The sequence below is a fragment of the Candidatus Magnetaquiglobus chichijimensis genome, assembly GCF_045865675.1.
GTDB lineage: Bacteria > Pseudomonadota > Magnetococcia > Magnetococcales > Magnetaquicoccaceae > Magnetaquiglobus > Magnetaquiglobus chichijimensis.
The window spans coordinates 1,987,919-2,000,782 of sequence record NZ_BAAFGK010000004.1; the positions used below are offsets into that span (position 1 = coordinate 1,987,919).

Below are 12,864 nucleotides of genomic sequence, written 5' to 3' on the forward strand. Positions count from 1 at the left end.
GCGACATGCATAACAACCGCGCAGGCGATACCTATTAAGCCACAGATGGAATAGGAATTCAATGCTTCCTCGGGTATGATGATGCCACCCACGCCCTCTTGTAACGATATCAGGACCCCGCTCTATGCAAAGGCAAAGGAAGAGGCCCGGGCGTTGCCTTTGGATTCCACCAGGGGCCATTGGCCCCTGGACCCCGCCAAATGCACGGAGCCTGAATGGTTACGCCATCTTAACCATGGAACTCCCGTCAGGGAGTTCCATGATCAGGAGGGTAAAGGGGGTCTCCCCTCAAAGCAAATCAAGGATCGCACGGAGCCGAACCACCATGACACCCACCCGCTTCTGGCGCACGCTGGAGAACGACAAAATCGTCTGCGAACTCTGCCCGCGTCACTGCGAGCTGTCCGAAGGACAACGAGGCTTCTGTTTCGTGCGCGCCCGCGAGTCCGATCGTCTGGTGCTGACCACCCATGGCCGCTCCAGCGGCTTTTGCGTGGATCCGATCGAAAAAAAACCGTTGAACCATTTTTATCCAGGCACCTCGATCCTCTCCTTTGGCACCGCCGGATGCAACCTGGCCTGCAAGTTCTGTCAGAACTGGGACATCAGCAAATCCCGGCACATGGAGCGCATCGCCGAGAAGGCCACCCCGGAGATGATCGCAACCGCCGCCGCCCGCGCCGGTTGCCTGAGCGTGGCCTATACCTACAACGATCCGGTGATCTTCGCGGAATACGCGGTGGATACCGCCCTGGCCTGCCGGGCGCTCGGCGTCCGTTCGGTGGCGGTCACCGCCGGCTACATGGAGCCGGAACCGGCGGCCTGGTTCTTCTCGCACATGGACGCGGCCAACGTGGATCTTAAGTCCTTCTCCGAAACGTTCTACCGGAAACTGACCGGCGGGCACTTGCAACCGGTCCTCGACGTGTTGAAACACCTGGCGCGGGAGACAAACGTCTGGGTGGAGTTGACCACCCTGCTGATTCCGGGTCAAAACGATTCGGACGCGGAACTCCATGCCCTGACCGGCTGGGTGGCCGAGGAGATGGGACCCGAGGTGCCGATCCACTTCACCGCCTTCCATCCGGATTGGCAGATGCGCGACCTGGCGCGCACCCCGCTCGAAACCCTGCTCAAGGCACGCCGCATCGCCCTGGAGAACGGCATCCGTTTCGCCTTCACCGGCAACGTCAACGACTGGCGCAGCGGAAGCACCTGGTGTCCCCGTTGCGGGGAGCTTCTGATCGAACGACGCGGCTATCAACTGGGACGCTGGGGACTCACCCCCGAAGGGAGCTGCCAGCAGTGCGGCATGGCCATTCCAGGCCGTTTTCAAGAAACTCCGGGCACCTGGGGGGCGCGTCGGACACCTCTGCGGGTGGGGGAGGTGTGATGGTGCCGCTCCGCGCGGACCACGAAAAGACACGCACGATCTCTACCAGCAGCGGGGCACGAAATCCGCCTCGTTGGCCATGCGCAGGGTCTCACCCGCCTGTTCGATCACGAACAACCCCTGGTGAATCGCGAAACGGCGCACATTTTCATCGATCACCATGGCCGCCACGGCGCCATAGGCCCGACAATCGGCGTAGCGCGGAAAGAACGCCTTGAACTCGGCAAGCCGCTCCAGGTGCTCCCGAACATCCTCCACCGACAGTTTGCTCTTCACTTCGACCAGGGCCACCGCATCGGTATTCACCACGAACAGGTCGATCTCCATGTGGCGTCCGCCGGGCTGATCCGCCTCCACGCGCCGACTGACCTGATGCACCGGGATCCCCCACTGGGCAAACAGATTCTTGCAGGCCGGAGCGACCAGACCCTCGACGAACTCCCCCAGACGCCCGCCCAACCGATCGAGCTTGCGATCGGTCTCCTTCATGCGCCGATCGGTCTCCGCGAACATCTCGCGCAGGAACCGTTTGGTCTCCTGGAACTGTCGATCGCTCTCCTGCAAACGCTGGTCGGTCTCCTTCATGCGCTGGTCGGTCTCCTTCATGCGTCGATCGGTCTCCATGAAGGCTTTCCAAACATCCTGCACGGTCAGGGTATCGCTCATTTCAAGTCTCCGTCGCGCCATACTCAATCGTGTGAAACCAACGACCCTATAAGCTTACCAATAGCACGAAGCAAGGTTATTTCCAAGAACTTTATCAACAACCGCGCAAGTCTGATTCACCTCTTTCCCGAAAAGGGGATCGATCCCGAATCCTGTCGTGGTTCACCTTCCGGGCATGGTGTTCTCAGGCGTGGGGGCGACAGGCATATCCTTGAAGAAACTGGCGAAATCCGGCATGACCGGCGCTTCGGGCGGCTTGATGCGCAAAGCGAACCACAACGCATACAGCTGAATCCCCCCCACCGCGATCCAGCCGGTCCCGGCCAGCACCAGCAGAGGTTCCCACCCGGTCGGAATCCCCACCAGCAACGCCACCACCGAACCGATCACCAGTGCCACCTGAACATCCACGGCCCGCTCCGGGGTGAGATCGTCCATCATCGGAATCTCGACCAGTCCGGCCAGCGAACTGAAACGATGGAACCAAACCAGAAACGGCACAATCTTATGCAGCATGCCGATCATGACAGGGGTCACCCAACCCAACACAAAAAGGGTGGCAAAAAGAAACCGCCACCCTCCCTCCTCGGTGGCGGGCCATGCTGCGAGCAGGGCGAGCGCGGCCACGGCGCACCCAAACCCGAACAGCCACAGGCGCAGGGTGGGATCGACCCGTTTGCGTTTTCTCTCGCGCAGCATGCTCCGGACGGTGATGGCGTATTGGATCAAACCAGCCAGGCCCGGCAAGGCGGCGATCCAGACCCAGATGGCATCCACGCCGGCGACAACCAGTGCCACAGGAAGCAGCAGCAGGGAGAGGGCCAGGCCGATCAGGACGCGGTGTGACTCCTGGGCGGGAAAGGCCGGAGTCATGTAGAACATCGGCAGCATCTGAAAGGAAACCCCGAGAATCAACACCCCCATGCCGCCGAGCAGTCCCCAGGCAAGGTGGATCCCCACCAGAATGCGCCGGTCGAGATCGATGAATCCAAAGGCATGTTCCACCAGGAAAAACACCCCCAACAGCGCGGTTCCGACCAGGCACGCCATGGCCAACCGCATGCCGTTGACCGTGGGATGTTTCGCCGGAGCCTTGACCAACGCGGCGGCAATGGGTACAAGAAATCCGCCCAAGGCCATGAACAGGACGACTGCCGCGAAAACAAGCATACCCGGCGCCATCGGTTCGCTGGCCAGACCCAGAGCGAACGCGAGGGTGCCCACGATCAATCCGCCATGGACCCAAGGAATGGTTCCGGGCCAGGGGACCGGGATGCCGGCCAGAACCGGAATCATCTGGATCATCGCCCCGCAAACGATCATCACCATCCAGCCGATCAGCAGCAGATGCAGGGTGGCCACGCTGACCGGCATGAGCGGCGCGATGAAAAGCTCGTCGCCCCAATGGACCATCCCCGCGCCGGCGAGCATGAGAAACAGCGGCGCGGTGGCGAAGAAACGAAACGGCAGGCTCATGGGAGGAGCCTGATCGATGCGCAGTCCGGCGGTGGGTAGCATGGGTAGTCTCTTCTATAAGTATGGGAATGGATGCGAGAATGATATTTTTTCGCGATCGTTGCGCCAGGATTGATGAATGTCAAGGCAGTCATGACCACGGATGCTTATCTTCATGCCGTGACAAAGGCGCGATCAAGGGTTCAAACGCGCGACGGGGTGGTGAAGGGGGCGGTCGCAGGCCAGGACCGTCGCACAAGTTTATCGTGAAACTCCCGAAAGGGATGCCCACGGTCCGGGGGGCGAGGGGAGCCTTCCCCCATCATGCCAGTTTACAAACAAGGACACACCATGAACAATACGGTATTGAATCTGACGGGCGTGGATGACGCAACCCGTCTGGAGCGCTTGAACGCCGGTTTCGCCTCCCTGACCGAGGGGAACGCCCTGGAGTTGATCGGTGACGCGTCGTTGGCAACCCTGCTGGAGCCGTTTCAGGCTTCCAACTGGGGGAAGTTCGACTGGTTGCCCCTGGAGAACGGTCCGGCGCGGTGGCGCGTGGCGGTGCGTCGGGTGCCGGGTGGACGGATACGCAGGATTAGCGAATTCATGGGATTTGACCACGAACGGTGCGACGCGCTTTATGCCGAGATGGAAAACGCCGCCCAGGCCGGGGAACTGGAGACGACCCGGCAACGGTTTGCCGCCTTCCAGGTCGCCATGACGCACCATTTCGACATGGAGGAAAAGCGGTTCTTCCCAGCCTTCGAGCAGACGACCGGCATGACCCAGGGTCCGACCATGGTGATGCGCATGGAGCATCGGCAGATGCTGGGGGTGATCGGTCAGATGGGACAGGCGGTCGCCAGCGGGGATGTTTCCGGGGTGACCCGGAGCGCCAGCACGTTGATGGTGTTGATGCGTCAACACAACATCAAAGAAGAGCAGATGCTCTACCCGATGGGGGACATGCATCTGGGAGATGTGCAACCGCTGCTCAAGGCGATGCAGGCGGTGTAAGCGCGACCTGCTGGCGTGGAAGGGAACCGGGGCCTGGGGCGGGCAGCCCCAGATGACTCCAGCCGGGGCCTGGGGCGGGCAGCCCCAGAAACTCCAGCCGGGGCCTGGGGCGGGCAGCCCCAGATGACTCCAGCCGGGGCCTGGGGCGGGCAGCCCCAGATGACTCCAGCCGGGGCCTGGGGCGGGCAGCCCCAGAAACTCCAGCCGGGGCCTGGGGCGGGCAGCCCCAGATGACTCCAGCCGGGGCCTGGGGCGGGCAGCCCCAGATGCCTTGGTCAGCCCCGTGCCACCGATCACGCCATCATGCGGTCCACCGGCACGGTACGGGCCGGATCCATCCAGCCGATTGTGCGCCGACGGCTCTGTTCCACCTCCCGCTCTGCCTTCCAGAGCGGTTGAGGCGTGATCTCCAGCACCACCATCCCCAACGCCGGGTCGATGTGGTCAAGGGCGGCCAGCAGTTCATCCTTGCGTTGCCGATCCATCAACAGGCCGCGAATCCGTTTGCCATCGAAAAGTTCCACCACGTATTTCATGGTTTGCCTCCGGGACTGCATCCATCAAGAGCGAAAGAGGTTCTGAACACGCCTTAATCTTTGCAGAAAACCATTGCATGTTCCATGCCATACGATCCGGCCTCCTCACTGTTGAAATAACGTCTTGAAAAACTCGGAGTTCTGATACTGCGGAAACTGGCCGACAGGATAAAAATCCGCCAATTGCCCCTTGCCACGATTGACGTGCCAGCCAATCAGGCTCGAAGCGCCCGGAGAAACGGCAAAAAAGTTCCGCGCCGACCACACCGCCCAGCGCTGCTGATCCTTGGAGACGAACAGCGCCATGCTCTCCTCGCCACGCATGGCGTCGTACCAACGGATCGTCCCGTCGCCTAGGGCCGCGATCACCCATTGCCCGTTACCCGATACATTCACCGCCCACACCGGACCCGGCGTATGCACCTGCCAGCGCAACTGCCCGGAACGCAAGTAAAGCCGCAGGGAGAAAGAGCTTCCGAGCGCAAAGAAGCGGTTCTTGGCGTCGATGCCCAACGAACAGGAGATCTCTTTCTCCGACATCGACAACTCCATGCCATTGAAGGTCACCTTGCTCCCATCGCCCCACCAACCGGTCACGTTCACCTCGTCCGTGGCGACCAGGGGTTCATGCAAACCGGCTCCCGGAGTCGGAGCGCTCTGCAACAACAGCTTGTCCACCGTAAACCGTCCCCGATTGCTCCCCGAGGCGTCGTAGTCGAACTCCACCACGTTGCCCCGATCCGAAACCAGCAGACGTCTGGCACCGCCCTGGAAATTGGCGATGGCGCGCTCGCGGGTAAAAACCGCGAACCCTTGCCCGTCCAACACCCCCAACGCCGGATCCGCAGCGGTGAAGGCCACGCCACCACTCTTGAGAGGCAGAATCTGCATCACATTGCCATTCGAGGCAGGCAGATCCATATACTCGCCGCGCCCGTTGCCATCCGGCAACCCGCCATGGCTCCACCAGCGGATCAGCGACTTCCCCCGCCCCGCATGGCTTCCCGCGCCCAGAAGACGGGTCCCATCCGCAGACCAGCCGACCGTCCAGAGGTTCCCGGCCACGCCGGAGACGTCCGGAAGGTAGCTCAACGTGAGATCATCCGCGGACAACACCGCCACCGTGGCCCGATCGCGAAAGCCCACGGCGATTTTCTTGCCATCCGGTGAAAAGGCCACCCCATGGGGTTTGCCGCCCTTGGCCAACTGCTTGGCCACGCTGGGACGGAAATTGGCATCGTACATGCGCAGGGCGCCATCGTAGGAACTGACCACCATGCGACCATCCGGCGCGAAATCGACCCAGTTGGCTGGCACCTGATAGGGTTCACTCGCATAAATCCGGGTTCCGTCCGGAATGGTGAACACCTGCAGACCGGCACGCTCCCCGAACACGGCGGCCAGAAACACCCCGTTGGGAGAAAAGGCCATGTGGGTCACCGCCTCCGGAAGATTGACGATGCGCCGCCGGATCTCCCCACCCTGCACGTCGATCAGGTAGATGCAATAGCCATCGTCCCACTCCGGACCGGTCTGACCGGTGACCGCCACGGTCCGGCCATCGGGCGAAAAGGCCACGGCATGCAGGGCGCCCTCGTTGCCAAGGCCGATCGGCACCCGCATGGTGGATTGCAACCGGCCATCCCCGACCGACCAGATCTTGAGGGTCTTGTCATCCGAAACCGACACCAGATAACGCCCTTCGGCATCGGAATCGATGCGCCGCGCCAGGCCGGCATGCATGCCGCTCTCCACCCGCAGCACCGGACCGACAGAGGGGACGCGCTCCTCCGCCTGGAGGATCGTTGCCGGAACCACAAAAGATGAAAACAATAGAATCAAAAAGATAGACAAGAATGAACAAACCGGGGGGGATTTTCGCAACCAAGAAGGAATCCCGTGCGCATTTTTCATGGCGTTTGAACGCAATTTAGATTATAGTGAGATAGAATGATGGCCAGCGTGGACCATCCGCCCCAGCACCCTCGTGTCGGACATCGCGTGGCACCCGGAGACGAATCATGGATTTGCGACTGTTTGAAGCCGATCTCACCCACCTGGATTCACACTCCCTGGAAAAAATCGCTCACATCGCTGCCCAAGCCCGTCGTTCGCTGCTGATTGGCATCGCCTCGATCCGGGACACCGACGAAACCACCACCGAGTCGCTCCCACCCACATCCGACACCGATCTGATGGTGGCCCAACTTGGCAAGCTCACCCTGATGTGGGATGAGATCCATCACCGCGCCAGACGTCTGCTCACCGACGAGGTGATCCAGACCGACGATTGGCCGACCCAGACCAAGCCCGGCAAGTTCTCTCGGGTCACGGTCCACTGATTCCGCACCCCGCGCCGTTCACGCCGCATCAGACGCACACATCGCCACCCGCACCCGCAACCTGCATGATGGGTTACCCCCCCTCATCCCCGCCAACCGATGATCACCCAATCGATGCCAGCGGCGAAGAGAAAACCCCGGTTTCGTGCATGCGCAAATAGATCTCCCGGCTGATCCAGGCATCCGTGGCTGCATAGACCAGCTGGAACGGCTTGAGTTCCGGATTCTCCCAGTTGGAACACTGGGCCCGCTTGGAGATGCGCATGCCGAACAAATGCGCGGCCAAACCGCGCAACCCCTGACTGGCGATCGCCGCACGCCGGGCCACCTCGCCGACATCGATGAATCCGCGCGGTTGAAACGAAAAGAGCGTCTGCAAGGCGCGCACGTCGTAATTAAGCCCCACCCCCACCTTGCGCCTGGCCGGATCACTCAAAATGGCGGACAAGGCGTCGAAACGCTCCATCCCCTTAAGCTGGAACAGATAGACCGTCTCGGCACCCGCCAGTTGCACCAGGGCCGGAAAGTAATTCTCGCCCTTGCGGAACGACGGACGGGTTTCGGTATCGAACCCGAGCACCGACTCGCGCGCCAGAAGGACGGCAGCCTCCTCGGCCTCGGCGTCGTCGCGGATCAGACGGATCGGACCATCCCAGCGCCGCACCGGCAGTTGATTGACCTCCTCGGGCGTCAGCTTGCGCATCCACTCGCGGGGAACTCTCGGATGGGGAAACAAACCGTTCACACCCCCTCCTTGGGCGACAGCGACGCGCCACACCGCAACATTTCGGTGAAAGCCTCGGCAGAGGTGGGCGCGCTGAACAGATACCCCTGCATTTCGTTGCAGTTCAGATTGCGCATGATCTCCAACTGGGCATCGGTTTCGAGTCCCTCGACGATCACGGTCTGATGCAGACTGTGCGCCATGGCGATGATGGCGCTGACGATCGCGGCGTCACCGGGATTGTTCTCGATGGAGCGGATGAAGGAGCGATCGATTTTCAAGGTCTTGAAGGGGAAATGGCGCAGCTGGCTCAACGACGAGTAGCCGGTGCCAAAGTCGTCGATGGAGAGCTTGACCCCCATGGCGCTGATGCGGTTGAGCACATCCACTGCCTTCTGCACATCCTCCATGATGGCGCTTTCGGTGATCTCCAGATCCAGACACTGCGGATCGATGCCGGTCTCCTTGAGACACGAATCGACGATCTTCACCAGATCCTGTCGCTGGAACTGCAAGGCCGACAGATTCACCCCAACGCGAATCATCGGCAGACCCATCCGGCCCCAGTCGGCCAACTGACGACAGGCGGTACGCAGCACCCATTCGCCGATCGGCAGGATCAAGCCGGTCTCCTCGGCCACGGGGATGAACTCCATGGGGGAGACCAGCCCCCGTTCCGGATGTCTCCATCGCACCAGGGCCTCGGCGCCCACCACCAGGCCGGTATCCAGATCCACTTGGGGTTGGTAATAGAGCACCAACTCCTCCCGTTCGATGGCATGACGCAAACTGGTCTCCATCGCGAAACGGCGCTTGGCGGTTTCGGTCATCTCCTGGGAGAAGAACTGATAGTTGTTGCGGCCCCGACGACGGGCGTGGGACAGGGCGGTGGCGGCATTTTTCAACAACTGGGCGGCCTCGTGACCATCCTGCGGGGAGAGGGTGATCCCCATGGCCGCCGACACCCGCAACTCCGTGCTGCCCATGACGATCGGCTCATCCAGGATCTCATGGAGCTTGCGCGCCACCACGCTGACATTGCGCACCGCGGCAGTCACATCGTCGATGTCGATCAGCAGCAGGGCGAACTCGTCCGAACCGATGCGCGCCACGCTGTCGCTGGTCCGCAGACACCGGGCCAGACGACGGGCCACCTCCCGCAACGCCTCGTCGCCACGTTCCCGGCCCAGCGAGTCGTTGATCACGGCGAAATTGTCCAGATCCAGGAAGATCAGACCCACCGCGTGCTGACGACGCGCGGCCTGGGACAGGGCCTGACGCAGGCGGTCCTGAAACAGCGCCAGGTTGGGCAGGCCGGTCAAGGGATCCCAGGTGGAGTCGGACGACTCCGTTGACAAGGGACGTTCGGAGCCATGCTCGGACATGGGATCGAACAACAAGGCGGGCACCGCCGCGCCACCGTCGATTCTGCCGAGTTGCGCGACGATGGTACGCACCGGGCCCTGATCCGGCAGCACGGCCATGACCCTGAGTGAGAACCGAGCCGTTCCACCCCGTTTGACCGGCAGGGTGATGTGGCCGATCCAGTATCCCCGGAACCACAAGGCATCTCCGATGGTGGTCAGTTGATCGCCGACCCCTTCGTGCTTCCAGAAACGCCGGATATGGCGGTTCTTCAACTCGCGTGTCGTATAACCGGTCAACAAGGTGCAGGCATCGTTGACCCCCCGGATCACGCCGCGCCGATCCAACAGCAGCACACCATCGGCACTGTTCTCCAGAAGGATTTTGAGCAACCGGGCATTCTGACGACCATCACCGCCCATAGGGCGGCTCATTCTCTTTTCAGACAGATCGATCATGGGCCTCGCTCTTCATCCGCGATACGAATGGTGCATCCTGGGGAGAGAACCCCCCTCACCCCTCCTGGCGTGGAACCCCCGGACGGGTGGTACCACGATGTTCAAACAGAACCCATCCTGATGCAATCAGTCGATCATACACCATGATTAACCGAAAGTCGAAAGAGTTCCCGCATTTCCCGCCACGACCATGCCCAAGCGGCCTTCACCCGGATGATGGACGGGATGGATCGTCCCGCATCCCGCCGCCTATCGTCCGCGAGAGGGCGCTCATCAACGTCGCCTGCAACAGCCGGAACACGAAACGAGGGGTCAACGCACGCATCAGGATCTCCCGATAGGTGGCGCTGCCGGTAAAAGTGTCCCACAAAACCCGGCTCATGTCCCGTCGTTCTCCTGGCAACTCCCTCTCGCCACGAACCATCCGCACCATGCCACGCCGCAGAAAGAGCCATTTCTGATAGAACACCGTGACCCAGAAGATCATCGCCCCGATCCGGTTGTCCTTGGCGATTCCATCCACCACCGGTTGGTAGCGGCGTCGGAAGTCATTGGCCGACACCCCGAAAAAGAGCGCGGTGACCACCGCCGCCTTGGCGGTGATGTAGGCCGCGCCGATCCCATCCTTGTAAAGACGCGAGATCGCCGCATCCCCGACCAGCACCACCCGATCGCCAAAGGGATTGATCGCGGCCCCGACGTTGAGTTTCGGCCCGCACTGACACGCCTGACCCATGCCGCAGGCCACCTTCTCCCCGATCCGCCAATCCAGCTCCGGGGGAAAACAGCTCCGGGTCTCCGGATCGTTCATGAACCGTTCCGCCAACTCCTTGTCGATATCCTCGCCCAACAGACAGATGGTGGCGTACTCGACCTTGGGGATCACGGCGGCGAATTTGAGTTTCGGGATATCCAAAAGAAAGATGTGCATGGAGTTGCCCAGATACTTCTGCACCGTCTCCACGCCCAGATGGATCTCTGAGACGAAGCCGCGCTTGACCGGCGGCTGTTGAAAGGCAATGCCCAGCCCCTCGAAGAGCTTCATCGCCCCGGTGTTGACCCCCACGGCACCGATCAGCAGGTCGTAGGTCTCGAATTCGCCATTGCCCACCCCAACCATCGGGCGTCCCTGGGCATCCATGGCCAACTCCGCCACCCGCCGCGACAACACCCGCACCCCCTTCTCGCGAGCCATCTCCAACAAATAGCCGTCGAAGCTGATCCACTTCTGTTCGCCCTCCGGCGCCCGCGGGCCGCCCCCCCGGTAGACCGTGGCGATGCGCAACTCGTCCACCGGCGTGGCGATCGCCACCGGCGGCTGATCGCTGGTGTGCAGCACATAGGAGTCGATGCCGCGCTGCACCACGATCGGCGGCAGGTTGATCCCCTCCGCGGCCAGGGTCTGCACCAGGGATTCGGAGACCACGCCGGCGCACATGTTGCACCCCGACGGACCATGCCGGGAGAAGTTGCGCGGCTCGTACAGATCCACGTTCAGGCGCAAACCGACCCGCGTGGCGATCTCCATCAGAAAATAGGCGGCCATCGATCCCGCCGGTCCACCCCCGACCACGGCCACACGCGACTGATCCGCGAGTTTCATCGATCGCCACCCCTGGTGTTTTTTGATCAGGCCCGCGACCGCTCCACCACCCCCGGTTCCGCGAGCATCACCCCATTGCCTCCGCGCGTCTTTCCTTTCATGAACGCCCGATAGGCCGCCTGATTCAGCTGGGCGGACTGTTGATGCTCCGGGAAAATCGCCACCCCGCAGGTCACGGTGGCATGGAAAGGCCCATCCGCCGCCTCGAACGGCTGAGCGGCAAAGGCTGCGCGCACCTTTTCGCACACATGCACCGCCGAGGCGCCATCGGCCTCGTAGAGCAGAATGCCAAACCGATCCGCGCCGAAGCGCCCCGCCACGTCGGTGCGACGGACATGTTCGCGGATCACCTCGGAGAGACGCCGCGACACCTGTTCGCCGACCTCCTCCTCGCGCTTCTCCAAAATCCCGGCGTAGTCGTCCACCACCAGGATCGCGAAGGCCATGGTCTGTTTGAGTCGTCTGGCCCGTTTGACCTCGGTTTCCAGGAAGGTGGCCAGATCGATGTAACTGGTGAAGCCGCTGACCGGGCAGATCTCCATCTCGTCGGCGTGATCACGCATCAGTTCGTGATCCTGCTCGTGGATGCGCTGCGCCAGCTTGCGGATCAGCCGGAACGCCAGGGAGGGATCCTGATGCAAACGGGAGAGAAAGGTCTTCTCGTCGAGTTGCAGGGCGCGCACCTCGGTGACGGCGCGCGCCGTGGCGATGCGGGCCTTTTCGGCGAACAGCGAGATCTCGCCGAAGATGTCCCCATCCTTCAAGGAGTTCAGGTGACGCGGCCCGAACTCCGACTCCATGACGATCTCCACCCTCCCCTTCTGGATCACGTACATGCAACGCGCGGGATCGCCCTGACGAAAGATGACCTCGCCAGGCTGGAAATGGGTGCCGAGTTCCCGCCCCCCCCTCATCGCTTACAGGGCATTGGCGTCGCGTTCGCCGGTCCGGATGCGCACCACCCGCTCGACGGGCGTGACGAAGATCTTGCCATCGCCGATCCGACCGGTCCGGGCCGCCCGTTCGATCGCCTCGACCGCCTGATCCACCCGATCGTCGTCCAGCACCACCTCGACCTTGAGCTTCGGCAGAAAATCCACCACGTATTCCGCCCCGCGATAGAGTTCGGTGTGGCCCTTCTGCCGACCGAAACCGCGCACCTCGGTGACGGTGATCCCCTGGATTCCCACCTCGGAGAGAGCCTCCTTGACGTCATCCAGCTTGAAAGGTTTGATGATCGCCTCGATTTTTTTCATGTTTCACCCTTCTTCATGCTTGCGGGATTCCAAAAATCATTCACAC

At 61.9% G+C, this 12,864-nt stretch carries 12 protein-coding genes; 3 read left to right on the forward strand and 9 right to left on the reverse strand.

Annotation, left to right across the window (positions count from 1 at the left end; genetic code table 11):
- Positions 1–325: 325 nt before the first annotated feature.
- On the forward strand, positions 326–1,393 hold the full coding sequence (amrS, locus tag ACOY6C_RS12765) for an AmmeMemoRadiSam system radical SAM enzyme (protein WP_420905854.1): 1,068 nt from the start codon (positions 326–328) through the stop codon (positions 1,391–1,393).
- Between the two features lie 42 nt (positions 1,394–1,435).
- Here amrS and ACOY6C_RS12770 read toward each other — a convergent pair whose 3' ends face one another.
- Together ACOY6C_RS12770 and ACOY6C_RS12775 are read right to left on the reverse strand one after the other, a co-directional pair.
- Positions 1,436–2,059 (reverse strand): DUF3782 domain-containing protein, encoded by a 624-nt coding sequence (locus ACOY6C_RS12770; protein WP_420905855.1) that lies wholly within the window; start codon positions 2,057–2,059, stop codon positions 1,436–1,438.
- A 162-nt stretch (positions 2,060–2,221) separates the two neighbouring features.
- Positions 2,222–3,577: a hypothetical protein gene (locus tag ACOY6C_RS12775; protein WP_420905856.1), complete on the reverse strand. Its 1,356-nt coding sequence runs from the start codon at positions 3,575–3,577 to the stop codon at positions 2,222–2,224.
- Between the two features lie 288 nt (positions 3,578–3,865).
- Here ACOY6C_RS12775 and ACOY6C_RS12780 point away from each other — a divergent pair, with 288 nt between their 5' ends.
- Positions 3,866–4,534 (forward strand): hemerythrin domain-containing protein, encoded by a 669-nt coding sequence (locus tag ACOY6C_RS12780; protein WP_420905857.1) that lies wholly within the window; start codon positions 3,866–3,868, stop codon positions 4,532–4,534.
- Positions 4,535–4,827: 293 nt separating this feature from the next.
- On the opposite strand, the gene ACOY6C_RS12785 is transcribed toward ACOY6C_RS12780, so the two are convergent.
- Complete coding sequence (locus ACOY6C_RS12785; RefSeq protein WP_420905858.1) at positions 4,828–5,070, reverse strand: hypothetical protein; 243 nt, start codon at positions 5,068–5,070, stop codon at positions 4,828–4,830.
- 105 nt (positions 5,071–5,175) lie between these two features.
- The gene (locus tag ACOY6C_RS12790) at positions 5,176–6,924 is read right to left on the reverse strand and encodes a WD40 repeat domain-containing protein (RefSeq protein ID WP_420905859.1); all 1,749 of its coding nucleotides are present in this window, start codon (positions 6,922–6,924) and stop codon (positions 5,176–5,178) included.
- A gap of 167 nt (positions 6,925–7,091) precedes the next feature.
- On the opposite strand from ACOY6C_RS12790, the gene ACOY6C_RS12795 reads away from it, so the two are divergent.
- A complete protein-coding gene (locus ACOY6C_RS12795) occupies positions 7,092–7,412 on the forward strand; it encodes a hypothetical protein (protein ID WP_420905860.1) in 321 nt (106 codons plus the stop codon).
- 103 nt (positions 7,413–7,515) lie between these two features.
- Here the strand turns inward: ACOY6C_RS12795 and ACOY6C_RS12800 are convergent, their stop codons facing one another.
- The 5 genes from ACOY6C_RS12800 to ACOY6C_RS12820 all read right to left on the reverse strand — a co-directional run bounded on the left by ACOY6C_RS12800 (position 7,516) and on the right by ACOY6C_RS12820 (position 12,818).
- Positions 7,516–8,157 carry a 3'-5' exonuclease gene (locus ACOY6C_RS12800; RefSeq protein WP_420905861.1) on the reverse strand — a complete coding sequence of 214 codons (642 nt, stop codon included), beginning with the start codon at positions 8,155–8,157 and terminating at the stop codon, positions 7,516–7,518.
- On the reverse strand, positions 8,154–9,959 hold the full coding sequence (locus tag ACOY6C_RS12805; protein WP_420905862.1) for a putative bifunctional diguanylate cyclase/phosphodiesterase: 1,806 nt from the start codon (positions 9,957–9,959) through the stop codon (positions 8,154–8,156). The genes ACOY6C_RS12800 and ACOY6C_RS12805 overlap by 4 nt, the downstream gene beginning before the upstream one ends.
- Before the next feature lie 205 nt (positions 9,960–10,164).
- The gene (locus ACOY6C_RS12810; protein ID WP_420905863.1) at positions 10,165–11,562 is read right to left on the reverse strand and encodes an NAD(P)/FAD-dependent oxidoreductase; all 1,398 of its coding nucleotides are present in this window, start codon (positions 11,560–11,562) and stop codon (positions 10,165–10,167) included.
- A 26-nt stretch (positions 11,563–11,588) separates the two neighbouring features.
- The gene (locus ACOY6C_RS12815) at positions 11,589–12,476 is read right to left on the reverse strand and encodes a cyclic nucleotide-binding domain-containing protein (protein WP_420905864.1); all 888 of its coding nucleotides are present in this window, start codon (positions 12,474–12,476) and stop codon (positions 11,589–11,591) included.
- Between the two features lie 3 nt (positions 12,477–12,479).
- Positions 12,480–12,818 carry a P-II family nitrogen regulator gene (locus ACOY6C_RS12820; RefSeq protein ID WP_420905865.1) on the reverse strand — a complete coding sequence of 113 codons (339 nt, stop codon included), beginning with the start codon at positions 12,816–12,818 and terminating at the stop codon, positions 12,480–12,482.
- Positions 12,819–12,864 lie beyond the last annotated feature (46 nt).